At 50.1% G+C, this 24,902-nt stretch carries 22 protein-coding genes, 1 tRNA gene and 1 riboswitch; of the genes, 10 read left to right on the top strand and 13 right to left on the bottom strand.

Features of this window, described 5'->3' with window-relative positions; genetic code table 11:
* Window positions 1-80 precede the first annotated feature (80 nt).
* Both modB and modA read right to left on the bottom strand, forming a co-directional pair.
* Window positions 81-746, bottom strand: a complete 666-nt coding sequence (gene modB / locus MYS68_RS06275; protein ID WP_248925007.1) for a molybdate ABC transporter permease subunit — start codon at window positions 744-746, stop codon at window positions 81-83.
* A gap of 11 nt (window positions 747-757) precedes the next feature.
* On the bottom strand, window positions 758-1,615 hold the full coding sequence (gene modA / locus MYS68_RS06270; protein WP_248925006.1) for a molybdate ABC transporter substrate-binding protein: 858 nt from the start codon (window positions 1,613-1,615) through the stop codon (window positions 758-760).
* Window positions 1,616-1,976: 361 nt separating this feature from the next.
* On the opposite strand from modA, the gene MYS68_RS06265 reads away from it, so the two are divergent.
* Entirely contained in the window at window positions 1,977-2,927 is a 951-nt protein-coding gene (locus MYS68_RS06265) for a helix-turn-helix transcriptional regulator (protein WP_248925005.1), read from the top strand.
* A gap of 192 nt (window positions 2,928-3,119) precedes the next feature.
* Here MYS68_RS06265 and MYS68_RS06260 read toward each other — a convergent pair whose 3' ends face one another.
* A complete protein-coding gene (locus MYS68_RS06260; RefSeq protein ID WP_248925004.1) occupies window positions 3,120-4,100 on the bottom strand; it encodes a BtrH N-terminal domain-containing protein in 981 nt (326 codons plus the stop codon).
* A complete protein-coding gene (locus tag MYS68_RS06255; protein ID WP_248925003.1) occupies window positions 4,093-4,656 on the bottom strand; it encodes a PadR family transcriptional regulator in 564 nt (187 codons plus the stop codon). The genes MYS68_RS06260 and MYS68_RS06255 overlap by 8 nt, the downstream gene beginning before the upstream one ends.
* Window positions 4,657-4,811: 155 nt before the next feature.
* On the opposite strand from MYS68_RS06255, the gene MYS68_RS06250 reads away from it, so the two are divergent.
* The 3 genes from MYS68_RS06250 to MYS68_RS06240 all read left to right on the top strand — a co-directional run bounded on the left by MYS68_RS06250 (window position 4,812) and on the right by MYS68_RS06240 (window position 8,183).
* A complete protein-coding gene (locus MYS68_RS06250) occupies window positions 4,812-5,510 on the top strand; it encodes a response regulator transcription factor (protein WP_248925002.1) in 699 nt (232 codons plus the stop codon).
* Complete coding sequence (locus MYS68_RS06245; RefSeq protein WP_248925001.1) at window positions 5,494-6,591, top strand: sensor histidine kinase; 1,098 nt, start codon at window positions 5,494-5,496, stop codon at window positions 6,589-6,591. Before MYS68_RS06250 ends, MYS68_RS06245 begins: the two co-directional genes overlap by 17 nt.
* A gap of 62 nt (window positions 6,592-6,653) precedes the next feature.
* Entirely contained in the window at window positions 6,654-8,183 is a 1,530-nt protein-coding gene (locus MYS68_RS06240) for a DUF1349 domain-containing protein (protein ID WP_248925000.1), read from the top strand.
* Window positions 8,184-8,296: 113 nt separating this feature from the next.
* A riboswitch (cyclic di-GMP riboswitch) is annotated at window positions 8,297-8,385 on the bottom strand.
* Between the two features lie 132 nt (window positions 8,386-8,517).
* On the opposite strand, the gene MYS68_RS06235 is transcribed toward MYS68_RS06240, so the two are convergent.
* Window positions 8,518-9,348 (bottom strand): MerR family transcriptional regulator, encoded by an 831-nt coding sequence (locus MYS68_RS06235; protein WP_248924999.1) that lies wholly within the window; start codon window positions 9,346-9,348, stop codon window positions 8,518-8,520.
* 105 nt (window positions 9,349-9,453) lie between these two features.
* Here MYS68_RS06235 and MYS68_RS06230 point away from each other — a divergent pair, with 105 nt between their 5' ends.
* The 5 genes from MYS68_RS06230 to MYS68_RS06210 are packed head-to-tail and all read left to right on the top strand — an operon-like array spanning window position 9,454 to window position 14,646.
* Window positions 9,454-11,205, top strand: coding sequence for an ABC transporter ATP-binding protein (locus tag MYS68_RS06230; RefSeq protein WP_248924998.1), 1,752 nt, complete (start codon window positions 9,454-9,456; stop codon window positions 11,203-11,205).
* The gene (locus MYS68_RS06225) at window positions 11,180-13,000 is read left to right on the top strand and encodes an ABC transporter ATP-binding protein (RefSeq protein WP_248924997.1); all 1,821 of its coding nucleotides are present in this window, start codon (window positions 11,180-11,182) and stop codon (window positions 12,998-13,000) included. Before MYS68_RS06230 ends, MYS68_RS06225 begins: the two co-directional genes overlap by 26 nt.
* A gap of 50 nt (window positions 13,001-13,050) precedes the next feature.
* Complete coding sequence (locus MYS68_RS06220) at window positions 13,051-13,752, top strand: TVP38/TMEM64 family protein (protein WP_248924996.1); 702 nt, start codon at window positions 13,051-13,053, stop codon at window positions 13,750-13,752.
* Window positions 13,753-13,802: 50 nt separating this feature from the next.
* Window positions 13,803-14,351: a GNAT family N-acetyltransferase gene (locus MYS68_RS06215; protein ID WP_248924995.1), complete on the top strand. Its 549-nt coding sequence runs from the start codon at window positions 13,803-13,805 to the stop codon at window positions 14,349-14,351.
* 40 nt (window positions 14,352-14,391) lie between these two features.
* Window positions 14,392-14,646: a hypothetical protein gene (locus tag MYS68_RS06210; RefSeq protein WP_248924994.1), complete on the top strand. Its 255-nt coding sequence runs from the start codon at window positions 14,392-14,394 to the stop codon at window positions 14,644-14,646.
* A 47-nt stretch (window positions 14,647-14,693) separates the two neighbouring features.
* On the opposite strand, the gene MYS68_RS06205 is transcribed toward MYS68_RS06210, so the two are convergent.
* The 4 genes from MYS68_RS06205 to MYS68_RS06190 form a co-directional block, all read right to left on the bottom strand.
* Window positions 14,694-14,780: transfer RNA gene (locus MYS68_RS06205), tRNA-Leu, on the bottom strand.
* Window positions 14,781-14,917: 137 nt separating this feature from the next.
* Window positions 14,918-16,162, bottom strand: coding sequence for a SpoVR family protein (locus MYS68_RS06200; protein WP_248924993.1), 1,245 nt, complete (start codon window positions 16,160-16,162; stop codon window positions 14,918-14,920).
* A 17-nt stretch (window positions 16,163-16,179) separates the two neighbouring features.
* The gene (yhbH, locus tag MYS68_RS06195; protein ID WP_248924992.1) at window positions 16,180-17,346 is read right to left on the bottom strand and encodes a sporulation protein YhbH; all 1,167 of its coding nucleotides are present in this window, start codon (window positions 17,344-17,346) and stop codon (window positions 16,180-16,182) included.
* A 14-nt stretch (window positions 17,347-17,360) separates the two neighbouring features.
* A complete protein-coding gene (locus MYS68_RS06190; protein WP_248924991.1) occupies window positions 17,361-19,259 on the bottom strand; it encodes a PrkA family serine protein kinase in 1,899 nt (632 codons plus the stop codon).
* A gap of 64 nt (window positions 19,260-19,323) precedes the next feature.
* Here MYS68_RS06190 and MYS68_RS06185 point away from each other — a divergent pair, with 64 nt between their 5' ends.
* On the top strand, window positions 19,324-19,578 hold the full coding sequence (locus MYS68_RS06185; RefSeq protein ID WP_248924990.1) for a hypothetical protein: 255 nt from the start codon (window positions 19,324-19,326) through the stop codon (window positions 19,576-19,578).
* Between the two features lie 417 nt (window positions 19,579-19,995).
* Here the strand turns inward: MYS68_RS06185 and MYS68_RS06180 are convergent, their stop codons facing one another.
* The 4 genes from MYS68_RS06180 to MYS68_RS06165 are packed head-to-tail and all read right to left on the bottom strand — an operon-like array spanning window position 19,996 to window position 24,875.
* Window positions 19,996-21,513: a glycoside hydrolase family 32 protein gene (locus MYS68_RS06180; protein WP_248924989.1), complete on the bottom strand. Its 1,518-nt coding sequence runs from the start codon at window positions 21,511-21,513 to the stop codon at window positions 19,996-19,998.
* Window positions 21,514-21,542: 29 nt separating this feature from the next.
* Window positions 21,543-23,090, bottom strand: coding sequence for a response regulator (locus MYS68_RS06175; protein WP_248924988.1), 1,548 nt, complete (start codon window positions 23,088-23,090; stop codon window positions 21,543-21,545).
* Between the two features lie 4 nt (window positions 23,091-23,094).
* Window positions 23,095-23,925, bottom strand: a complete 831-nt coding sequence (locus tag MYS68_RS06170) for a carbohydrate ABC transporter permease (RefSeq protein WP_248924987.1) — start codon at window positions 23,923-23,925, stop codon at window positions 23,095-23,097.
* 20 nt (window positions 23,926-23,945) lie between these two features.
* Entirely contained in the window at window positions 23,946-24,875 is a 930-nt protein-coding gene (locus MYS68_RS06165; protein WP_248924986.1) for a carbohydrate ABC transporter permease, read from the bottom strand.
* Between the last annotated feature and the right edge of the window lie 27 nt (window positions 24,876-24,902).

Below are 24,902 nucleotides of genomic sequence, written 5' to 3'. Positions count from 1 at the left end.
ACATAAAGTATAATTTTGCAAAAATATTATAACCTCCCCTCTATTAGGACATTTCTTACAGATTGCTGACTTGCTACCGGCTATTTGCCATCCTCTTTACGACCGGTCAGCATCAACATAATAAAAGATATGAGTATCATCGATCCCGTCCAGGCCCAAGCCATCGGGGAATTGCCCGCATCGACCGCCACATATATGGCCGTGGGGATAGTTTGCGTTTTCCCCGGTATGTTGCCGGCAATCATCAGCGTCGCCCCGAATTCGCCAAGACCGCGGGCAAAGCCCAGGATATAGGCGGAGATCAATGACCGAAGCGTCAATGGGAGCGTGATGTGCCGAAACACCTGCCATTCGCTCGCGCCAATGGATCGCCCTGCATCTTCCAAGTCGCGGTCGACGGAAGCAAAGCCAACTTTCATCGTCTGATAAACAAGGGGAAAGGCCACCACGATCGAAGCGATCACAGCGGCCCACCAGGAAAAGACGACCGGTGCGGCGAAAAGCCATTCGATGAACCGTCCTAGCCAGCTTTTGCGCCCAAGCATGACCAGGAGCAAAAACCCGACTACCGTCGGCGGCAGCACAAGCGGCAGCATAAACACCGTTTCCAGCAGTGTCTTTCCTTTGAACGATCTTCGGGACATCCACCAAGCCATACATACGCCGAACACGGCGACCAGTATGCTGGATAACAATGAGACCTGCAGCGATAATCGGATCGGGGGCCAAAATTCATTCCAGTTCATGTCTTTGGCAGTCACTTCGGTATCGAAAATCCGTATTTAACGAAAACATCGAGCGCTTCTTTCGACTGCAAATACGTGTAAAAATCTTCAGCTTCTTTGCCATGTTTGGATGCTTTGACCATACCGATCGGGTATTCGACGGGGGAATAAGTGCCCGGATCGACGGCAAAAGCAACTTTTACCTTCTGAGAAGATAACGCATCCGTTTTATATACGAAACCAGCATCGGCGTTGCCGGTTTCTACATATTGCAGCACTTGTCTGACGTCTTTGCCTTGAACCAATTTGGCTTGCAGCGCATCCCACAGCTTGGCGTTCGTGAGCGCTTCCTTGGCGTAATTACCCGCCGGAACGCTTTCCGGGATGCCGATCGCTACGTTTTTCACTTCCGCTTTGGATAAATCCGCGACACTTCCGATCGCCGCTTTCCCGTCCGTCGGAATAACGGCAACCAACTCGTTGATCAGCAAATTTTTTTGCTTATTCGCATCGATCAGCTGCTTATCGACAAGTGCTTGCATGTTCTTCGAAGCCGCGGAAAGAAACAAGTCTGCGGGTGCTCCTTGTTCGATCTGCTGCTGAAGGGCGCCGGATGCGCCGAAGTTAAAGTTCAATTTGACGTTGGAATGCTTGGATTCATAAGCCTTCTGGATTTCCTTCAGCGCATCGGTCAAGCTTGCAGCCGCCGAAATCGTCAGCTCCACATTTTCGGCAGGTTTTTGATTTGCCGGATTCGGGCTCGAAGCCGGTGTTGCCGGTGTCGCGCTTCCGTTGACAGTTGGCTTCGGTTCAGTACCGCAGCCTGCAAGTACGAATATAAGCATGAAGACTAAAGATAGAACAATACTAATTTTAATATTTTTTAACATCGGTTCCCCTCCAAACTACTACATGTATATAAATAGATATATTTATTATACTTCCAACCTAAGTTGCTGTAAACGAAGGTTCCGGCTAGAGCAGCCCGGCGGCTCTTAACATTTTGGCAATGAGTTGGGCCGACTCTGCTCTCGTCAAACCGGATTGGGGTTTTAGAAGGCCCTTATCGCAAGCGAAAATTGCAAACTTCCGGGTCCGTTGCCCTCTCACTTCATATCCGTTCAACACAGAAGCATATCTCCCTTCCTCTTTTGGTTTGGTTGCTTCCGCTTTCGCCTTTCTTTTATTCAATTATGATATAATTAGTTCAAAGTGGAATGATTCGAGATGTTGACCGGGGAGGATCTTGCTTTGACCAACGACATATCTTATACAACCGAAGAAATCGCCAAGCTTCTAAAAATATCCAAGCTCACGGTTTACGAATTGATCAAAAAAGGCGAGCTCCCCTCGTATCGGGTCGGCAAGCAAATGCGGGTGGATGCGGCGGATCTTGAAGCTTATAAACAAAGATCGAGAGGTACGAAAGTCGCCGAAAAACCGATAACGACTGATTCCCCGCTGCGCCCGCCTTCGTCGTCTCCCCAGAATGGCATTCGTCCTGTCGTCATCACCGGACAGGATATCAGTCTGGACATACTTGCGAAGCACATCGAGAAAAATATACCCGGTGTAAGGCCGCTTCGCGCTTATGTGGGAAGCCTCGACAGCCTGATCTCCATGTACCGGGGCGAAGCGGATATCGTCAGCACGCATCTTTTGGACGGCGACACCGGAGAGTACAATCTCCCTTACATTCGCCGGCTGCTCGTCGGTTCGTCATACGTGGTGGTGAATCTGCTATCGCGCCGTGCGGGCTTCTATGTACAGCAGGGCAATCCGCACAAGCTGAACGGTTGGGCCGATTTAGGCCGGCCGGGACTGCGGCTCGTGAACCGGGAGAAAGGCTCCGGGGCCCGGGTTTTGCTTGACGAGCAGCTGCGGCTCCATGGCATTCGGCCTAGCGAGCTCGAAGGATACGGCATGGAAGAAACGAACCACATCGGAGTAGCCGGTAAAGTCGCTTCCGGCGAAGCGGACGTCGGCGTCGGCATTGAGAAAGCCGCTTCCATTGTCGGCAATGTCGACTTCATCCCTCTGATTCAGGAGCGTTACGACCTGGTTCTGTTGAAAAAAACGGAAAATCACGATTGGATTCAGGCCGTTCTCCAAATTTTGAAATCAAACGCCCTTCATCAGGAATTATCTGCGATATCCGGCTACGACTTGTCGTTAACCGGACAAATTTTGTACGAAATCTGATCGGCTGGCCCTTGCCATCTTCGAGTCGATCCATAAATTGATTCAATCTGGCAGCCGACCGCGCTCGTCACCCCCATATCAATTTTATCTAATTATAACAAAACACAATTAAACATAATTAATATATATCGACATCCGCTATATATCAATCTATCTTGTTATATTTTATTTGGCATTATCTTGACGTTTCGATTACAATAACAGTTCCATTGCAACCCGTTCTTTATCTGCAATCTCGGACAAAAGCTTGGAAACCTGGTTTAGCTCGCCATGGTTTCCCGTTTTTCCCGCACGTTCGATCAAAGTTGAAACGCCGACCCACATGGGAGCGATTTCTGCAAACAGCAAATAGGCCTGTTCTACTTTGGGGTCTCCACACAGATCCACGCACTCTTTGAGAAAATCCCGATATAGATTTCGAAACAAAGCGCCGCCGGTGCCCGCTCTTTCCATCAATAACGCAGTCAAGATTAGATCCTGCTCCAAATTTTTGCTGCGGGAAGGCCATTTCACGATTTCACTGCTCATTTTGATAATGCCTTTATTTCCCAGATTGCGAATGGGCGGATTCAGATAGTCATGCGCATTGTTGGATAAGGATGACCGTATAGCTGAGATAAGAGGCGGAAGAATGCCGGCCGGCTCGATCGTAAAGGAACGATTTCTCGAGCTCATAGGCCCCTTTGCATTTCTCGCCATGGCCAGTTGGGCCAAACGTGTCTTCACAAGTCCGCCCTGTTGTGTCGTATCCGCCAAATAGGCGTATTCGTCATCCATGCCGTACATGACCGCGTAGTGGGCGGCAAAGTGCACTTTGTTTGTGAAATAATCCAAATAATAGGAGTCCAATTTAAGCCCCACGGGAATTCCGCGTTCTATGGAGCTTCTTACGTTCTGCCACGCTTTTTCAACGGACGAGGTTTCCTGCACCTTGACGATTAAGCCGAGCCGGGACGCTATGCAAGCAGACAATTCATCCGGCTTCACCCTGCCCCCGATAAAAGGAAAATCCATTGCCTTCGAATCCCAATAAATGAATCCGAGCCCTTGTCCGAGCCCGAACAACATCGGCTCCGACAGCCGGATTCCCGCAAATTGAAGCAGGTTGCCCATTGCTGTCGTCTCGCAATGCTCTCCTTGAAAAGGAATGAAACCTTCGATGATTTTAGTCATGTTCCTCCATCTCCTCCACCAATTCGTTGATTAAATTGACGACAAATTCCCGCTCACCCTCGATAAGACTTATCGGATGCAGGAAAAGTCCCCTTACATACAGAGGCAATCGAACGCCTCCTTGCGACTCGTATTTCTGTCTTATATTTTTTAAAGTCTCTCCGAGAAAATCCAGCCTTTTCCGCAAAGCTCTAACAGCCTCACCTTTCTCGATAAAAGGTAATGCGGCAAGGCCGAGATCAAACCGGTTATCGCGCTCCCGCGAAGAAGACAGGCTGGCGATGATTTCACTTCTCAGCGTCGTCATCCCGGCTTCCGTCATGACAAATCGGGTCGGCATAGGACCTTTGCCGGATTTCTCGCCGGAATCCTCGGATTTGATCAATCCTTTATCGTTCAGTTTCTTCAGCCCTGCATAAATCGAAGTCGTACCGATATTCGCCCATTCCCGATAACCGCGCTGATCGATTACCTTGTTGATGTCATAGCCCGACGCTTGATTGCGCTCCGCTATAATTTGCAGCAGCATAAATTCAACATTCGAAAGTTGATTCATGAAGGGATCCCTCTCGTTAAATATTTCATATATGTAATATAACAGTAGTGAATTATATGATCAATTGTTTTTGTTCGTCCATTCAAACGATTATTTAACTTTTCATGGTGTATAATGATTTCGAAAACCAGTATTATGTAAGGATGTGGGAAATTGTGAGAGTTTTAGTCGTAGAGGATGAAGCGCGCATGCAAAAAGCCTTGTGCAATGGATTAAAAAAATATGGTTATGCTGTTGACGCTGCCGGCGATGGCGAAAAGGCTTTAGAGCTTATTGAAATAAATGCATATGATGCGGTTGTGCTTGACTTAAATTTACCGAAAAAGGACGGGATCGAGGTTCTCAAGGAAATCCGGGCAACGAACCGGGAGCTTCGCATCTTGATTTTATCGGCACGAGCGTCGGTGGAAGACAAAATTACCGGACTGGATACCGGAGCCAATGATTATCTGGCAAAGCCATTTCATTTCAAAGAACTGGATGCCCGCATCCGTTCGTTGTTGCGCAGGGCTTTTATTCAAAAGGATACCGTCCTCGCACACGGTGATATTAAAATCGATACCGCCCTAAGGCGCGTCACTGTGAACGATCGCCAGGTTGAGCTAACCAAAAAAGAATATTCCATCCTGGAATACCTCTTTCTGCATATCGAAAGGGTAGTGGGTACAGAGGAGCTGATCGAGCACATATGGGACAACAACGAAGCGGATCTTTTTTCTAATTCCTTTAAGGTACAACTCAATTCTTTGAAAAAAAAGCTGGCCCCCTATATCGGAGATATGGAACTGATTAAAAACACGAGAGGTTTCGGGTACTCGATCTCCAAGGAGTATGCGGATGAAACAGTTAAATAAAATTACACTGCGATTAAGGCTTACGATATCGACTGCACTGACACTCACCGTCATTTGCGTTCTGTTGACACTCTCACAGGTGATAACTTACTCCGCTACGGTGCCGGCAACCCATTTGAATGCCGATGTCCATCTCTCTTTGAATTCAACTACGGGAACCCCCCTATCGGAAGAAAAAAATGATTTCATATATTGGAGTTTCGTATACATGCTCGTCATGATTGCACTGGGAACGGGAGCCTCCTATTTCATTGCCGGCAAGGCGTTAAAGCCGGTTGCAAATTTAAGCGAAACCGTCAAAAATATCGATGAAAACAACTTGTTCCAGCCGATTAAAAGCTTTGATACAAATGATGAAGTGGCACAGTTAGCCGCCTCCTTCAACCATATGATCATGAAATTGGAAAAATCGTTCAATCATCAGAAGCGGTTCGCGGCCAATGCCGCCCATGAACTCAATACGCCGCTGTCCAGTATCATTGCCAACATTGAGGTTCTGCAGATGGATGAACATCCTACCGTTCAAGAGTATAAAGAGGTGTTGGACGATACCTTGGCGGAAGCGCAGAGAATGAGTCTCCTCGTATACGACCTGCTGAAGATGAACAGTTCGTTAAATAGGGACAATTGTGAAAGTTTTGATGCAAAAACGATGTTCGATGATATTATTTTCACCGTATTGGAGAGCAGCAACGAAAAAAACGTCCGTATCGACAACAACATCACGGACATTACGCTTTTTGGCGATAAGGCGCTTTTGCAAAGAGCCTTCCTAAATCTTGTGCAGAACGCCGTGAAATATAACGAGGATAACGGAGCTGTTATTATTTCGGCAGTCCAACGTGAGGAATCGGTGACGGTCACAATCGAGGATACCGGAATCGGTATTCCGGAGGGCGAACTGGAATCCGTTTTCGAACCGTTCTACCGGGTCGACACTTCTCGTTCAAGGGCACTGGGAGGAAGCGGGCTAGGCTTGTCCATCGTGAAAACCATCATTGAAAAGCATAGAGGAAAAATAGAGATAGAAAGCGAACTTGGAGGTTTTTCAAAAATAACGGTCGTTTTGCCGAAAAAATAACCTTAATTTAACTTTGTGTTAGATATCATCATGTTAATCCCACAAAATAAGGAGATAATGTGATGACGCTCAAACACACTGAACACTCAAAAGACGACGGTTTCACGCAATTACTGCGTATGGAGCGGATCAAATTCCGGAAAACGCGCGGTCTTGTAATCGGCATTATAGTTGCTTTGCTGCTAACCGTATTGCCGGGGCTGCTCATTTCGGCTGCCATGACAGGTATTGGCCCGACAATCCCCATTAGTCCTAATGGTCAGGCAGTGACGGATAAGTTTTATTTCGTACACCAGCCGTTGACGGGGGATGGGAGCATTACCGTTCGCCTAACCTCTCTGACCGGCCTGATCACCTATCCTCCGCCCAACCATGACCAGATAGTTTCCGGCGTTGTACCATGGGCGAAAGCAGGCGTCATCATCAAGGACGGCATCAAGCAGGGATCGGCTTACGCGGCACTGATGGTCACCGGAGCCAACGGGGTGCGAATGCAATACAACTACACAAACGACACCGCCGGGCATCCGGGCAATGTCTCCCCGGAATCGCCTCGTTGGCTGCGCCTTACACGTTCCGGTGACATCATCACAGGGTACGAATCGATGGACGGTGTGCAATGGACGAAAGTTGATACGGTTCATCTGGTCGAACTTCCTTCTACTGCGGAGGTCGGGCTCTTTGTTACGTCCCCGGGAGATATAACCGTTCTTGAAGGAGCCAGCCGCTTTACCAGCGCCACCGCCGATTTTGATCAACTGGAGCTGCAAGGGGAAGGAACAGGCGACTCGTGGAGCTACAGCGACATCGGCGCCACCATCAAGCTTGACGGGTCGGTCCACCATCCGGGTCGCGCCAGCCGGTCAGGCGGCACGTTCACCGTGACCGGAAACGGTGACATCGCGCCGCTGGGGGCTGAGGGCGGCTGGACTGTTGAACGCTGCCTCATCGGAACGTTTGCCGGTCTGATAGCAGTGATGATTGTGGCGGTATTGTTTGTCACAGCCGAATGCCATCGGCGAAAAAAACGCGGCTCCGGGCTTGCTGTACCGTGTCCTCATAAAGTACTGGCGGCAAAAGCTGTCGTTATCAGTATCACTTCCTTTGTTATCGGGCTGGTTGCGGCCATTTTCACGATTGTGATTTGCAAACAAATTCTGCTCTCAAACGGCAACCCCGTCCTGCCGGCAGCCGCGCTCACGGAGGTGCGGATTATATTCGGCACAGCGGCACTCTTCGCCTTTGCCTCTGTTCTTGCTCTCGCATTTGCAGGCTTGCTCCGGCGCGGCATATTGGCGGCGACTGCCAGCATCGCAGCTGTTATCCTTCCTTACATTCTCGCTTTTGTAAACGCCTTACCTTTGGATGTTTCCCGATGGCTGCTCCGGCTTACTCCTGCAGCCGGGTTTGCAATCCAGCAAAGTATTCCTGAGTACCCACAAGTGATTGGCCTCTATACGCCGCAGGTGGGCTATTTTCCGTTGGCCCCGTGGGCAGGCTTCACGGTGCTCTGCGGCTACACTGCCATAATCTTCGGTCTAGCCATCTCCAAGAGCCACTTTCGCAGCGATTCCCTCCCGCGAAAGCATTAGCAAGCATAATAACACCGATATGTCAACTCGACACAGGCCCCGATACTATGTCATATCCTCTTGAAAACAAACAAAGGTTTCAGCCCATGAGCTGAAACCTTGGTGTGATTTGAGAGGGTAACCCGGCGATCATTGCACTATTAGTGCAGAAGACCCGTGGCTTTGCGTCCCTGTCTTTCGATCAGGTTTGCCTTTTTTCTAGTCTATTCGGCATATTTGAATTAATTTATTTTACCATATTTCAATAGATGCCAAAAAGCTTGCTTGGTGTCACACCTTAGTAACGTATGTTTGAACATAGCGCAACTCGCTTCTTCTTTTGGCAAGCGATTGCTCAAATACTAACGTTGGATGGTTCCTTAATATGCACCATAATTCTGACCAGGTACTCTTCCGGATTTTGTAGCGACACCTCATCCTGCAAGTACTCCTCGTAAGCATCACCAATGACTACATATTGATTCTTCTCTATGTAATCAAAAATTTGCGGATAAATTTTATCCGTATCCCCATAATCCGCCTTGGTGTACGAAACCAAGTAAAATCCCTCCGGCATATATTGTTGCTCTTCTGAATGAGTGGTCATGCGACTAAACATATGGGACACCATATCTCCGTCTTTCTTCAGTAAATCCTCCTTCTTAACAATAACGCCGTTCGGATATCCGATGGGTGCATTCTCTCTCTCCAGACGCATTTGAAAATCATCCCAGAGATATTCGGGAATTTGCTCCTTGGATGCATGTACGCGGCAACTCAACAGCAAAGGAATCCTGGCTTGCCGGATCACCTTCATACGGCTTGTGTCTACATGAATCGAATGTTCAATCCTCTCTGCTTGCATGCTGATCATTTGCCGGGTCCGTTCAAGCTTCGCCATCTGCAATTGGACAACCTCTCCCTGTTTTCGTAGAAATTCAAGTGTATTGGCAGGGGTTCGACGGCTCTGATGCTCCCGAATTTCCTCAAGCGACATACCAAACTCCTTGAAGACATGAATCATACCGATAGTATCCAACTGGCTGCGATGGTAATAGCGATACCCGTTGTCGGCAACAAATGCCGGCTTGAATAGTCCAATACGATCATAGTAAATCAGCGTTTTGCGTGGAATATCTGACATTTTGGAAAAATCACTAATGGACATCATATCGGATTGATGCATGGCTACCTCCAAAAAAACAATTTGACTGTATAGTTACTATACAGTTTACGATAACATATATCGCTGCACCACATCCACTACGCATTGTTAGAGGAGAGATTTTATATGTTGAGAAAATTGCTCCAAAGTGTGAGGGAATTCAAAAAAGATACATGGCTGACTTTCTTGTTTTTGCTTGGCGAGGTTGCTATGGAGGTCACGATTCCATGGTTGATGGCGGAATTAATCGATAAGGGAATTAGTGGAGGAAATATGAGCCCGATAGCTAAATATGGCTTAATTCTGTTGCTATTTGCGCTGATATCGCTTGTGTTTGGCGCACTCGCTGGCAAACACTCCGCAATCGCCATGGCTGGATTTGGTAAAAATCTACGTCATGATCTGTTTCGTCATGTTCAGCGGTTATCCTATTCCAATATGGATAAATTTTCATCCTCCGGCATCGTAACAAGGCTGACGACCGACATTACGCATGTGCAAAGCGCCTTTTTGATGATCATAAGGATTGCCTTTCGCAGCCCGGTTATGATGATGTTTGCAACCGTAATGACCTTTCAAATCAGCCCAACCATTGCCGTATGGTTTTTAGTCGTCATTCCTGTTCTTGCGGTGGGGGTGTTACTCATTATGAAGTATTCGTTCCCTATCTTCGAACGCGCCTTTGGCAGCTATGATGAATTAAATAAAGTTGTCCAGGAAAATGTCCGAGGGATGCGCGTCGTCAAATCCTATGTTCGGGAAGATCACGAGATTTCAAAGTTTCAGGCCATATCCCAAAAGATATTCAAGCAAATGGTCAAAGCGGAACGCATGCTATCTTACGAGCTTCCACTTATGCAAGTCGTTCTATATACCGTAATGCTGCTCATTTCATGGATTGGAGCCAAGCTGGTTGTCAGCGGCACAATGACGACCGGAGAGCTGACGAGCGTATTTGCTTACTCCATGCAGATTCTGATGAGCTTGATGACCCTTGGTATCGTGGTCATCGTGATCGCCATTGCCCGTGCTTCCGCAGGGCGAATCTATGACTTATTGAACGAACAGCCTGACATTACGAGTCCAAAATCGCCAGTAACGGAATTGCACACGGGAGATGTGGAATTTCGCAACGTTTCGTTTCGTTACTCAACCAAAGCGGAGAAATACGCATTATCCGGCATTAATCTTCGAATCCACTCGGGACAAACCATCGGTATCATTGGAGGAGCCGGCAGCGCAAAATCGACGCTTGTACACTTGATCCCACGCCTCTATGACGCAAGCGATGGCGAGGTGCTCGTTAGCGGAACGAATGTGAAACAGTACGATCTACGCGTCCTCAGAAACCAAGTTGCGATGGTGGTGCAAAAAAATGTTTTATTCGAAGGCTCCATTAAGGAAAACCTTCGTTGGGGCAATGAATCGGCTACCGACGAGGAGTTGATTGAAGCATGCAAAGCAGCCCAGGCCCATGACTTTATCTTGGCTCTTCCTAACGGATATGATACTCACCTGACTCAAGGAGGAAGCAACGTTTCCGGAGGTCAGAAGCAGCGGCTTTGTATTGCAAGAGCCTTGCTTAAAAATCCCAAAATTCTTATCCTGGATGATTCGACCAGCGCTGTCGATACACGAACGGATGCAATGATTCGGAATGTCTTCAAGGAAAGCATCCCCGACATAACCAAAATCATCATTGCACAACGCATCGCTTCCGTCGAGGAAGCAGATCAAATTATCCTGCTGGACGAAGGCCATATAGTGGATATAGGCTCTCACCGGGAACTCATGAGCAGAAGTGCGATTTTTCAGGAGATTTATAATACGCAAACAAAGGGGGTTGAAGAAGATGTCGGACAGCACGAATTACGGTAAAACCCTTATGCGGCTACTTGCCTACTTCAGGTATTTCAAATTCAGCTCTTGCCTGGTATTGCTGTTCGTACTGATTAGCGCCGCCGTATCGGTCTCTTCTGCCGCATTTTTAAGACTGCTTATTGATGACTTTATTGTGCCTTTGCTGGGTGATCAACATCCGGTGTTTGATGCCTTGCTGCAGGCTTTAACGATTCTTGCCGTGATCTATGCTGCCGGGGTCATCAGCACGTTTGTCTCCAAGAGATTGATGATTACGATCTCACAGCAAATCATGAAAAAAATTCGTGACCATTTGTTCGGAAACATGCAAAGGCTTCCCATTAAGTATTTTGACCGAAAAGCACATGGCGATTTGATGAGTCACTATACGAATGATGTAGATACGCTTAACATGATGCTTACTGACGGATTGCCACAATTGCTATCCACCACTGTGACCCTTTTAGTGGCGCTTGGGACGATGCTTTATCTCGATGTACCGTTAACGATTGTAGTGGTAATGGGATCAGTTGTAATGTTATGGGTGACCAAGATAGTGGCCACAAAAGCAACCCTGCACTTTTTCCGGCAGCAGGAATCGCTTGGCGTTGTAGATGGTTATATGGAGGAAATGATACATGGTCAAAAGGTTGTGCAAGTGTTCAGTCGCGAGGATAAAGCGATGGAACAATTTTCTCGATATAACGAGGAATTGTTTAAAGACTCAGCTGCAGCAAACAAATATTCAAACATCCTGATGCCTATTAATGAAAATCTTGCAACCTTCATCTACGTGCTGGTTGCCATTGTTGGCGGAGCTATGGCGATATCCGGCTGGAATACAGGCTTGACACTGGGGAGCATCGCCGCCTTTCTAAGCTTGTCCAGAAATTTCACTATGCCGATCGCCGAAATCTCCTCGCAGATGAATATGTTTGTGGTGGCCCTTGCGGGAGCGCAACGGATTTTCAATTTGATGGATGAAAGTCCCGAAGAGGATGAGGGACGCGTGACGCTGGAAAAAAATCAACATCATACCGGATGGTCATGGAAGCTGGAAGACGGTTCCGTTGTCGCATTGCAGGGAAAAGTGGAGTTCAGGCAAGTAACCTTTTCATATGACGGCAAAAAGCAGGTGCTTCAGGATCTGACACTTTATGCTAAACCCGGACAAAAACTTGCTTTTGTAGGTGCTACTGGTGCTGGAAAAACCACTGTCGCCAACCTGCTGAACCGCTTCTACGAAATTACAGAGGGTGAAATCCTTTATGATGGCATCAATATTCAACGCATTCGAAAGGCTGATTTACGCCGCTCACTAGGAATTGTGTTGCAGGATACTCATCTTTTTTCCGGGAGTGTGGCCGATAACATTCGTTACGGTCGCTTGGAAGCGAGTGATGAGGAGGTTATACAAGCGGCCAAGCTGTCTCATGCGGCCAGCTTCATTGAACGCTTGCCGGATGGATATCATACCCGACTGGACGGCAGCGGGAACGAACTTTCCCAGGGTCAGAGCCAATTGCTGGCCATCGCCAGGGCGGCTATTGCTAACCCGCCTGTGATGATTTTAGATGAAGCAACATCATCCATTGATACACGAACGGAAGCGCTCGTGCAATCCGGAATGGATAACCTGATGGATGGCAGAACGGTATTTGTGATCGCTCACCGTTTGTCCACCGTACGAAATTCGGATGCGATACTGGTGATGGAACGAGGCCGAATTAAGGAACACGGTAACCACGATCAATTGATAGATCAAAGAGGGTATTATCACCAATTGTACACAGGAGTATTTGAATGGGAGTAACGGACACTTGTTCATCTATTGTAAATCTCTCACCTAAGGAGCAGCTACACATGACACAAATAAGAAAAGACCACCTGCTAAAAATAATTTTACTCTTATTAGCCATTTCGTCGATTTTTCTATTTATACGGTATGCCCCTGCTATTCTTGAACTATTATCATCCATGGATAAATTCAGAGATTTTATTCGATCCTCAGGGAACTGGGGCCCTGTAATGTTTATTCTTTTCCAAATGCTTCAGATAGTGGTCGCTCCTATTCCAGGAGAAGTTATTCAAGTTGCAGGGGGATACATTTATGGTATAAGTCTTGGAACACTCTATACGACAATTGGCACGTTGTTAGGCGCAGCATTGGCTTTTTACTTCACTCGTTTTATCGGACGTTCTTGGATTGAACGCTTACTAGAAAAAAAGAATTACAAGTGGATGTCTGTTTTGAAAAATGAAAAAAAGCTATCTGTATTTTTATTTATCTTTTTCATTATTCCCGGCTTGCCAAAAGATCTACTGATATATCTTGCAGCCCTAACACCAATCCGTTCTTTACGTTTCTTCACTTTGCTTCTTATTGGTCGTCTACCATGGTTAATAGCCTCCGTTGTTATTGGAACCACCATTCATCAAGAACAATATGGGGTCGCCATCCTGATAACCATTATCTCTATTCTTGCTTTCATTATCGGGTACTTTTACAAGGATAAATGGATTGAACTATTTTCAAAATCGGAGAAGGATGAAGGAAAATTGTAGTACACCTTCTAAACTGCTTTCAAAATTGAGTCGAAAGAGAGGAACTATCCATGCAAATCATTGAAACCAATCGATTGAGGTTACGAAATTTTTCTGCGACAGATGCTCAAGGATTTTTGGAATATGCGGCTAATCCCAGAGCGAACTGCTTCCTTGGCGATAAAGTTTCGACATTGGAAGATGCCGTTTTAAAGATTCAGGAAAGAAGTTATGATGACTCCTATCTTGCAGTCTGCTTGAAAGAGAGCAATGCGCTAATAGGAGAACTATTTTATCTGCAAGAAGAGCCTGATACGTTTAGCATTGGATGGAACTTCAATGCCAAATATGAAGGAATGGGATATGCTAGTGAAAGCGCGGAAGCCTTCTTCTGGTATCTGTTTACGCAAAAAGAAGCCCGAAGGCTGTATGCGTATGTCGAGGATGATAACGTTAGGTCACAAAAGCTATGTGAAAAATTAGGCATGCGTAAAGAAGGCTGTTTTGTAGAATTTATTTCTTTCACTAAGTACGAGGATGGGACACCCAAATATGAAAACACCTTCCAATATGCATTATTAAAAAGAGAGTGGCTCGGAAGGGTTCAAACTCGAATTTGATTAAATCTGACAGCAAGTTAAACGATATGGAGTGAAGAGGATGAAGAAATGGATGCCAAACGCCGTCGTCGCCGCGAAAATCAATCTGAAGAGGTTGTCCCATCACTCTTTCGTCCGCCAGTTCCACGGTCGTGCCCCGGCTTTCCAGCCGTTCCAGAACGCTCTCCAAACAACTTCTCGGCAACGCAAGGTGACGCGAAAATTCGGCGGAGCAGTTGATAATGCGAGGCTTTCCGAAGGTGGAGAGCCTCATCTTCTGCGCTTTGTAGAATATATATTTACGATAACATGTTAGAAAACAAAATAAAAACCCTTCCTAAGAGAAGAGTTTGTTTGACGGTATGGTGCGGTCGAGAGGACTCGAACCTCCACGGCTGTTACACCACTAGAACCTGAATCTAGCGCGTCTGCCAATTCCGCCACGACCGCATAAGACAACATGGACTATTATACTCAGCCAGCCGAAAAAAGTAAAGAGGCCCGGGGAAAACCATTCCAAACTGCGCTGGAATGACGTTCCTCGGCCCCTCTGCACGAAGTGCTTGCTTATCGCAAAGTCAGTCCGCTCACGCCGAAAGCTGCCTGCCGTCCCAGGCGTAAGTGATCGGCTTGCCGCCGGCATTCGTTTCGAGGTGTACGGGGCGGCCCCATAACTTGAATACGAGCGGAAGCGTCCGCTCGATGTATTTGCGGTCCAGCTCCAGCCCCTCGAAACGGTGCACCAGCAGCAGCTCTCCGCGACTGTGGAAATCTCCGTCCTTGGCCGTGATATATGGAAATCCGCCGTTCGTGCGGGAACGCACGAGCTGGTCGCGAACCTGCTCCACATCGGTCGCCGTGACTTTATACACTCCGCTTTCGCGCCGGAAAAGGAACAGATCCATGTCCGTGACGAGCTCCTGCGTCAAATAATTACGCACGAACGAGGCATCCGAATCGGTCTCGCGAATTTCAAACAGCGCCTCTATCCCTTGTTTCCGCTCGATATGCTGCAGCATGCGCAGCCCCAGATAATACGGATTCAGCCGTCCTTGGCCGGGCTGAACGACGCCGGCGTTCATTTTGGCAAATTCGATAATTTCGGCTTCTTCCAGCTCCAACTGCTCCATCAGCCGCAAATGCCAATATGACGCCCAGCCTTCGTTCAAAATTTTCGTTTCCATCTGCGGCCAGAAATACAGCATCTCCGCCCGCAGCATGTACAAAATTTCCCGCTGCCAATCTTCCAAAACCCGCGATTCGCGGGCGATGAAGCCGATGACGTCCTTGTCGCCGCCTTCCGCCTCCACGTAACCGCGCGCCCGGCCGGCACGAATGTACGGATCGACATGCTCCTGAATGGCCAGTCCCGCATCGAGAAACGACTCCACAGCGTCCGGACCGTACCGGTGCTCGAATTCTCCCACCCGATCGGCAAACAATGCCATCCGGCTCACCATATCGCGGTCGGTCGCGGCAAACATCGCATTGTTTTTGAAAAAATCGCTGTGGCCGAGCACATGAGCGACGATCAGCTTATTTTGCAGCAGCGAATTGGAGTCCAGCAAAAACGCATAACACGGATCCGAGTTAATGACCAGCTCGTAAATGCGGCTCAGCCCCATGTCGTACTCCGACTTCATCCGCTGATATGCTTTGCCGAAGCTCCAATGCGCAAACCTCGTCGGCATCCCGTAAGCGCCGATGGAGTATAGCACTTCGGCCGGACATATCTCATATCGCATCGGAAAATAATCCAAACCTCGTTCCGCACCCATTTGGTGTAAAGTTTCAATTGCCTTTTCCAGCTTTTCATAGTCCGTATCGAACACCCGGCCCCACCTCCCTATTACCCCGCAATCTCATCCCGAAAAAAAGCTTGCAGCGTTTTAAGCACGTCGCTTTTCTCGCGCAGCAGCGTCCGCACGAACGCCGGATGCCGGATGCCGTCGAGCGCTTCCCAAAGCCGATTGCTGCCGTACGGAGACGTGCGTATTTCCCCGTAGCCGAGCATATTGATCCTCTCCGCCAGCTCGGTCGCGAGCCGTACCGCAAGCGCGTTGTCCGCATCGAAATTATCGCCGTCGGAAAAATGGAACGCGTACACGTTATGCCGCTGCGGATGAAACCGCTCGTCCACCAGCTTGTGCGCAAGCTCATACACCGACGAGCAGCGGGTTCCGCCGCTTTCTCCCCTATGGAAAAACTCGTCCTCGCTCACTTCCTTCGCCTCCGTATGATGGGCCAGAAAGCGGATGTCGACAAATTCGTATTTCGACCGCAAAAAACGCGTCATCCAGAAAAAAAAGCTGCGCGCGATATATTTCTCGAACGTCCCCATGGAGCCGGACGTGTCCATCATCGCCAGCACGACAGCGGACGACTGAGGCTTGCGGATGTCGTCCCACGTCTTGAAGCGCAGATCGTCGTTATGGATCGAACCGGCCGCTGCGCCGCCCGCCTCACCGGACATCGCCTGCCGTTTGATCGACTCCAGCAGGGTGCGCCGCTTGTCCACATTGCCCATCATGCCTTTGCGGCGCACATCGCTCCAGTGGATATCGTCCACCGTCATGTCGGGGTAGCTTTTCGGCTTCAGCCGGGGCAGCTGCAAATCCTCGAAAATGATCTCCGCAAGCTCGTCGATCGTCACCTCGGCCTCGTAATAATCGACGCCCGCCTGATCACCGGCCTGCTTGCCTTTGCCCGGTCCGTCGCCTTGCCCGTCTTCCGGAGCCCGGCCGAGCACATCGCCCGGCTTCGTTCCGCCGCCGCCCTGCCCGACCTGGTTTTGGTTCGCGTAGTCGAATCGGAACTTGGGCTCGTCCAGGCTGCGTACCGGCACCTTGACGACTTTGTCGCCCTGCGGCACGATGATCGATTCTTCGCTGACGAGGTCGGCCAAATTTTGCTTGATCGCTTCCTTCACTTTGCGTTTGTGGCGTTCCTGATCGAGCTCGCCTTTGCGATGAAGCGACCAGTCGTCGTGCGATAAAATAAACATCGGCTTGTTCATCGCAGTTCCCCCCTCTAGCGGTTCAGCAGGCTGCCTACGTATTTCATCAGCTCGTTCGCGCAGACGGCGCAGTAACCGTGATGTTCGATAAGCCGCTTCGACACCTCGTTCATGCGTTTGAGCTGCGTTTCATCGGGGTGCGAGGACGATGTCGTAATTTTCACGACATCCTTCAAATCCGCGAACAGCTTCATCTCGATCGCTTCCTTCAGCTTTTCGTGCGACGTATATTCGAACGTTTTGCCTTTGCGCGCCAAGCTGGAAATTTTGATCAAAATTTCTTCGCGGAACGCCCGCTTCTGGTTTTCCGTAATGCCGATCTGCTCTTCGATGGAACGCATCAGCTTCTCGTCCGGATCGTGCTCCTCCTCGGTAATTGGGTCCTTCATCTTGAAGCCGTTGCAGTACGCCTCGACATTGTCCAAATAGTTGTTCAGCATCGTATGCGCCGACTCCTCGAACGAATATACGAAAGCCCGCTGAATTTCCGTCTTGGCGGAGTGGTCGTATTCCTTGCGGGCGATCGTGATGAGGCCGAGCAGCCGCTCCCGCTCCTCCTTCGAGATCGAGGCGTGCTGGTCGAGCCCTTCCTTCAGCGAACGCAGCACGTCAAGCGCGTTGATGCACGTTTTATCGCCGCGGATGAGAGCCGACGAGATCCGGTTGATGACGTAGCGCGGATCGACGCCGGACATGCCCTCGTCGGGATATTCCTTCCGCAGCTCGTCCACATCGCCGCTCTTGAGCCCGTCGGTGCTGACGCCGTCGTAGGCATACATTTTTTTGACAAGGTCGATGCCCATTTTCTTCGGCTCCGCCAGACGCGACAGGATGCTGAAGACGGCCGCCGTCCAAAGCGCCTTCGGGGCAAGATGCACGCCGCGAATGTCGGACGCTTCGATGAGCTTGCCGTAAATGCGCTCCTCCTGGCTGACCTTCAAATTGTACGGGATGCGCATCACGATCATCCGCGAATGGAGCGCTTCGTTCTTTTTATTGGAAATAAAAGCGCGGTACTCCGTTTCGTTCGTATGGGCGACGATCAGCTCGTCGGCGCTGATGAGCGCAAAACGCCCCGCTTTAAAATTGCCCTCCTGAGTCAACGACAGCAGGTTCCACAAAAATTTCTCATCGCACTTCAGCATCTCCTGAAATTCCATTAAACCGCGGTTCGCCTTATTCAGCTCGCCGTCGAACCGGTACGCCCGCGGATCGGATTCCGAGCCGTACTGGGAAATCGTCGAGAAGTCGATGCTTCCGGTCAAGTCGGCGATGTCCTGCGATTTCGGATCGGACGGCGCAAATGTGCCGATGCCGGTGCGGTTTGCCTCGGAGAAGAATACCCGTACGACGCGCATATCCTCCATACGCCCGCAGTGCTCCTCCTCCAAACGCAGCCGGCACACCGGGCACAAATCGCCTTCGATCTTCACGCCGTATTCGTGCTGAAAATCGCGCCGCAGCTCATGCGGGACAAGATGAAGCGGGTCCTCCTGCATCGGGCAGCCCTTGATCGCATATACGGCGCCGTCGTCGGTGCGGGTAAACTCGGCCAGCCCTTCCTTGAGCAGACTGACCAGCGTCGACTTGCCGCCGCTCACCGGGCCCATCAAGAGCAGCAGCCGCTTGCGCACGTCCAGCCGCTGAGCCGCCGGGCGGAAATATTCCTCGACCAGCGTCTGAATCGGCTCTTCAAGACCGAACAGCGCTTTGCTGAAAAACGTATACTCGCGTTTCCCGTTGCCGCGATCGATAATGCCGGCGGCTTCGATCATGCGATAAATCCGGTCGTGGGCGAGCGCCGCCACAGTCGGCCGCTGCTTGACCAGGAGCAAATAATCGGCGAACGAGCCTTCCCACACCAAATCGAGATGTTTTTTCCGGTAACCTTCGAGTTTTTCCATGAACGACATACTCTTTTCGCCTCCTCAAGCTGTAATGGAAAACGCAAAAACACCGTGCGCGAGGCATGAAAGTATGCAGCTTTTAACAGATGCAACCAACCCTGACACAGTGTATGGCGACGGACGACGGGAACCTATCATTATTCAGTTGTCTATTTCAATTATACTAGATTCGGCGGATCGAATAAATAGAATTTTCTTAATTTTCCGACATTTAAAATTTGATTCACCGGCACATCAGAAAAGTATGGAAGCAGGGCCGTCTGCGGAGGGAGAATGGAAGAAAAAAAGGGGGAAAAAGGCTTTTCGTCCTGGACAAAAAGAGTGATTACGATCAAAAGGCTGTCGATCGTATAATCGACAGCCCCTTCCGCTGCACACCCGGCATAGGCATCATTTTTATGGGAATGTCCCGAACCGGGGAAGGCGAAGCCTACCGTCAGCCAAGGGCTGTCCGTCGCGGGGAATCTGAAGGAAATCGGATTTACATAGCGGAACCCACGTTCGCTATCTGCACATAAATGGGCGCATGAAAAAAATAGAGGAACTGAAATGCGCTAAGTTGATGGAAAATGGCTTGAGGAGCGGGAAAGCAATCCATTAGCACAGCTGAGTTCCGCTAATTTTTAAAAACAGCTGAAATTGCTCCACTTAGCGCACCATAGTTCCGCTATGGTCCCGCCGCTTAACCTGACAACATTGGCTAACCGCCCCTGTCGTTTGGTTTGAAAAAGCTTGTTCTCCGTTATTCCGTCGAATAAATCGACTGCAGCTCAATCGCTTCCGCCTGAACCGTCGCCCGACCGCCATTAACATATGCTTCCATACGTATCTTGTCCCTGGCAAGCGGGAAAACCAAATCTGTGATAACGGCGCTTCCGTCATTCGCAAAAACCTCGACCGAGCACCGGTCCATGATCATGCGCAGCTTCAGCTTCCGTTCTCCCGCAGGCTCCTCCAGAACCGCATCGTGCCGGCAGGCAAACAACGGATGGAAGCCGGAGTCGCCGGAACGCGTCCGGTCTGCGAACAGCCGTAAGGTTGCCGTATCAAGGCCGATCACCGTCTCCTCCGACTCGGATTCCGACATGCGCAAGATAAGACCGATCTCGGAGGTGCCTTCGTCCCATTCGAATTGCGCTTCCATGTCGAGCAAACCGCCGCATTCGATCAAAAGCTTACGCTCCCCGTCCCGAAGCGCCGCCGATGTAACGTGAACCGCAGACTTGCGAAGCTCTTCGAGCTCTCTTACCGGAAACTGGCGCAAGCGGACGCCTTGCCCCGAGTCGTACAGCCGAAGCTCTCTCGGAATCGTCATGGCGCCTCGCCATTTGTCCGTAGGCGTCAAATTCGCATATTTCCAATTGCTCATCCAACCGATAAACAGCCGCCTGCCATCCTCCTCCGGAATGTCCGACCACGTGACGCCCGCGTAGTTATCTCTGCCGGCATCCAGCCACAGCACCGTTTCCGCCGGGTTGTCGTTATGGAACATGTCCCCGTCGAAGCTGCCGACAAAATACTGCGTGCGCGAGCCCTCAGGCAGGTCAGGTCGTTCCCCTATGCTGACGATGAGCACCCATTTCTTAAGCCCCGCTGCGCCCCCATCCACGGGCAGCTCGAACAAGTCCGGGCATTCCCAAACCCCGTCGTGAGAGCCCTGTCCATCGTTGCCGAATTGTCCGGTAAGCTCCCAGCTTTTCAAATCATCGGAACGATAGAAGCGAATATGATCGGCAGCCGAGATGACCATCACCCACTGCCGCTTCGGTTCATACCAGAATACCTTCGGGTCGCGAAAGTCGGCGAGCTCCGGTTCGCTCAGAACCGGATTGCCGGCGTACATCGTCCAGGTGCGCCCTTTGTCCGAGCTGTAGGCCAAGCTTTGCCGCTGGCGCTGCTTTCCGGTCCCGGGATCGGTATCATGCTGCGTGAAAATCGCAACAAGACCGCTGCCGCCGCGAAAAAATCCCGTCGTATCCCGCCAATCGACAACAGCGCTCCCGGAAAATATCGTTCCGTGTTCGTCAGGAGCAAGCGCGATCGGCAGATGTTTCCACTGTACCATGTCCGGACTTACAGCGTGGCCCCAATGCATCGGCCCCCATCTAGTTCCATCCGGGTAATATTGATAAAACAAGTGGTATTCTCCTTCGTAATACACCATCCCGTTAGGATCGTTCATCCAGCCGGCAGCCGGGCTGAAATGCAGCTGTGGCCGGTACGGCTCTTGAAAATTCCGGTTGCCTTGACCTTCAACCACCCGCTCCACCTCCATCTTTCACCAATTTTCTACTGCGCTCGTTCTCTTCTATACTCATCCGGCGTTAAGCCAAACTTTCCTTTGAATACTCGGTAAAAATATTTTTCATCGCGGAAGCCGGCCCTGGCGGCGATCTCGTATACTTTAAGTTCCGTCTCTTCCAGCAGCTTCACGGCTTTTTTCAATCTGACGTCGGATAAATATTTGCTGAATGTCATCCCCGTTTGATTTTTAATCATCGCACTCAAATAGTTCGGGCTGAAATACAGCTGCCTCGCCACGGTTTCCAAGGAAAGGTCCTGCATATACGCACCGTCCATAAAGGCAGCAAACTTCTCGATCACCGTTTCGTGTTTCTTCGATCTGTGTCCCCTAATCGTGCTGCTGAACATAAGAAGCGCCTCGGTAAACCGATTCTTCGCCTCCGCGTTATCGGAACATCGGCGCAGCCGTTCCTCCAGCACGGAAACAGTGCTGACGTATTCAGCCTCGGGCATGAAATCCTTTACCGCGTAGGAGACATTGACCATAATTCGGACGAGCGTATTTTTCCACTGCTCCACCGGCGGAAACCCTTTGCTGAGCGCACCGGCAAACAGCTCTTCCGCCAACCCGGCGAGCTCTTCGTCCCGCGTCTTGCGGATCGCTTCCTTGATGAGCTCCTCTTCCTTGGCGGCGTTATAGGCAAACCCGCACGTCCGGTCTGCCGCATGTCTGAACGTCAGTGCCTTCCCCTGCAGGTAATAGCGAAATGTGACTGCCTCGAGCGCTTCCAAATACGACTGCCGGACGGATTCCGCCACCGGCTTTTCATTCCCGATGCCCAGAAAAACGGCGGCTTCATGACCGAACTCGGCGGCAAGCTCGCCCGCCAGCCTCATAAACAGCTCATCGACGGGCGAATGCTCGCGGTACGTGATCAAGGTCACGATATGCGCGTTGTTTTCTTTGGACATAAAAGAAACGGCAGAGCCGTGCGGCTCCATAAATTCATTCAACCTGCGGCTCACATTACTTCGCAGCTCTTCCTGCATGCGGTCCGGGATAGTGGCATACGGTAACAGCTCGGTGACGAATACCATCCCCCGATGCTGCAGCGAAAATTTCGCGATGATCTCCTGCCGCTGGTCCTGAATGCCGAATACGACCCAATCGTGCAGCATTTGCCCGTAATAAGCGGACACTTGCTGCCAAGTTTCCCGCTCCTGCTTCAGAGTCATGTCCATCCTTTTGATCGTTTCGGCGATCGTTTCCTCCCGCACCGGCTTCAGCAAAAAGTCGGAAGCCCCCAATTGAATCGCTTTTTGCGCGTATTCAAAATAACGGTACCCGGTCAATATGACGATTTTGACGCCCTGCCGCAGCTGCTGCAAATTTTCGATAAATTGTAATCCGTCCATCATCGGCATACGGATGTCCGTAAGCACGATGTCGATGGCCGTCTCCCTGACAAGGTCCAGCGCCGCTTTGCCGTTGCCGGCCTCAAGCACCTCATAAGCGGGCACGGCATTCCGGATAATTTTCCCGAGCACTCTGCGCTGAATGGCTTCGTCGTCAACAACCAATATGCGTCTCATGTGTTTATCCTTTTAGCCCTGTGTTTGTTATACCTTGAATATAATATTTTTGCAGCAGCAAGAAAAGGATCACGATCGGCAGCGTCGTAAACGTAAGAGCGGCCATAATTTGTCCGTAATACACCGGCGGCAGCGTGAAAAAGGTTTGGATGCCAAGCTGCACATTGCGCAGCTTTTCTCCCGTCGTCACCAGTATGGGCCATAGGAAATCTCCCCAATGGGATATAAAATCGAGTATAAACACGGTGGTAAACACCGGGCCGGACAAAGGAACGACCACCGTGGCGAAGGTCCGAAACGGGGAGGAGCCGTCGATGGCGGCCGCCTCCAGAAGCTCATTCGGAATGTCCATAAAAAACTGCCGGAACATGAAGATGCTGAAGCAATTCGCTACGAACGGAACGATCAGCGCCCACCAGGTGTTGACCCAATGCAGCGAATTGACCACCACGTAAAGCGGCATCAAGATGCTCTCGAACGGGACGATCATCAGCGCGATGATGGCCGTAAGAATCAGCGTCCTGCCCTTAAAATTCAGCTTGGCCAGCGCATAGCCGCAAATCGAGTTTACGCCGAGGCCGCAAAGTCCGATGACCGTCACATAAAACAGGCTGTTGAACAAATATTTCATCATAGGAATTCGCTGAAACGCTTTGATGTAGTTATCCAACGTGAAATCGACCGGCAGGATCGCCTTGATGGAGCTCAAATCGGCAAAAATCCGGTTTTCCGGCTTGAACGAAGAAACGATCATCCACAGCAGCGGGACAATAAACAACAAGGAAATCACGATGTTAAGGCTGTACAGTACAGCGATGCTGCGTTTGGCAGGCATGGGTCCCTCCCTCCTCCGTTCTACTTATCTTTGAGAAACTTCCGCATCAGCAGCGAAATCAGCAGGACGATCAGGAAAAAAATAACCGACGCCGCGGAAGCGTAGCCGGCGTTGCGGAATTGAAAGCCCTGCTGGTAAATGAACAGAGCGAGCGTTCGCGTCGAATTCTCCGGCCCGCCGTTCGTCATAATAAACGGCTGGGTGAACAGCTTGACGGCCTGAATCGTCGTGATCATCAGCACGAATACGATAACGTTGTACAAGCTCGGAAGCGTAATGTAGCGCAGCTGCTGAAGTTTGCCCGCGCCGTCGATCGCCGATGCTTCGTACATGTCTCTGGAAATGCCCTGCAGCCCCGCCAGAAAGATCATCATCTGATAACCGGCCGCCTGCCAAACCGACATGAAAATAATCGAATTCATCGCCTGGCTTTTATCGCGGAGAAAAGGCTGCTTCGGAATACCGAGCGCATCCAGCAAGGAATTGATCAGCCCTTCATTCGGATTGTACAGATAAATCCACAAAATGGCGATTACCGTCATCGAGGTAACGACCGGGCTGAAGTAAGCGATCCGGAACATATTTCGGAACGGCAGCGCATTGTTTACGAGCAGCGCCAAGATGAGCGCGACGCCGCACTGGACCGGAACGACGATGACGGTGAAGTACATCGTGTTGAAGAGCGATTTATAAAACAGCTTATCCTGAAAAATATCCAGGTAGTTCCGCAGGCCGATAAACGAAATATCCTCCGGGCGCAGCAGATTGAACTTCGTAAAGCCGAGCGCGATCGCAAGCAGGAAAGGCACCAGCAAAAACACGATCAAGAGCACCACGGCCGGAAAAACAAAGGCGTAGCCGGTTAAAGATTCCTTCCGTTTGCCGCTTCTCAGGCTGGCCGCCGGCTTGCTGCCGTGCTCCGCCCGGGCAGGATGGGATACGATCTCCATGCGCTTCTCAACCCTTTCAGCCGGTGC

Source organism: Paenibacillus hamazuiensis, from assembly GCF_023276405.1.
GTDB lineage: Bacteria > Bacillota > Bacilli > Paenibacillales > NBRC-103111 > Paenibacillus_AF > Paenibacillus_AF hamazuiensis.
This window is presented reverse-complemented; position numbering and strand designations above follow the sequence as displayed.

Coding starts and splice junctions, on each gene's coding strand:
- modB (WP_248925007.1), bottom strand. CDS start 746: ATGAACTGGAATGAATTTTGGCCCCCGATCCGATTATCGCTGCAGGTC.
- modA (WP_248925006.1), bottom strand. CDS start 1,615: ATGTTAAAAAATATTAAAATTAGTATTGTTCTATCTTTAGTCTTCATG.
- MYS68_RS06260 (WP_248925004.1), bottom strand. CDS start 4,100: ATGACTAAAATCATCGAAGGTTTCATTCCTTTTCAAGGAGAGCATTGC.
- MYS68_RS06255 (WP_248925003.1), bottom strand. CDS start 4,656: ATGAATCAACTTTCGAATGTTGAATTTATGCTGCTGCAAATTATAGCG.
- MYS68_RS06245 (WP_248925001.1), top strand. CDS start 5,494: ATGAAACAGTTAAATAAAATTACACTGCGATTAAGGCTTACGATATCG.
- MYS68_RS06240 (WP_248925000.1), top strand. CDS start 6,654: ATGACGCTCAAACACACTGAACACTCAAAAGACGACGGTTTCACGCAA.
- MYS68_RS06235 (WP_248924999.1), bottom strand. CDS start 9,348: ATGCATCAATCCGATATGATGTCCATTAGTGATTTTTCCAAAATGTCA.
- MYS68_RS06230 (WP_248924998.1), top strand. CDS start 9,454: ATGTTGAGAAAATTGCTCCAAAGTGTGAGGGAATTCAAAAAAGATACA.
- MYS68_RS06225 (WP_248924997.1), top strand. CDS start 11,180: ATGTCGGACAGCACGAATTACGGTAAAACCCTTATGCGGCTACTTGCC.
- MYS68_RS06220 (WP_248924996.1), top strand. CDS start 13,051: ATGACACAAATAAGAAAAGACCACCTGCTAAAAATAATTTTACTCTTA.
- MYS68_RS06215 (WP_248924995.1), top strand. CDS start 13,803: ATGCAAATCATTGAAACCAATCGATTGAGGTTACGAAATTTTTCTGCG.
- MYS68_RS06210 (WP_248924994.1), top strand. CDS start 14,392: ATGAAGAAATGGATGCCAAACGCCGTCGTCGCCGCGAAAATCAATCTG.
- yhbH (WP_248924992.1), bottom strand. CDS start 17,346: ATGAACAAGCCGATGTTTATTTTATCGCACGACGACTGGTCGCTTCAT.
- MYS68_RS06190 (WP_248924991.1), bottom strand. CDS start 19,259: ATGTCGTTCATGGAAAAACTCGAAGGTTACCGGAAAAAACATCTCGAT.
- MYS68_RS06185 (WP_248924990.1), top strand. CDS start 19,324: ATGCAGCTTTTAACAGATGCAACCAACCCTGACACAGTGTATGGCGAC.
- MYS68_RS06175 (WP_248924988.1), bottom strand. CDS start 23,090: ATGAGACGCATATTGGTTGTTGACGACGAAGCCATTCAGCGCAGAGTG.
- MYS68_RS06170 (WP_248924987.1), bottom strand. CDS start 23,925: ATGCCTGCCAAACGCAGCATCGCTGTACTGTACAGCCTTAACATCGTG.
- MYS68_RS06165 (WP_248924986.1), bottom strand. CDS start 24,875: ATGGAGATCGTATCCCATCCTGCCCGGGCGGAGCACGGCAGCAAGCCG.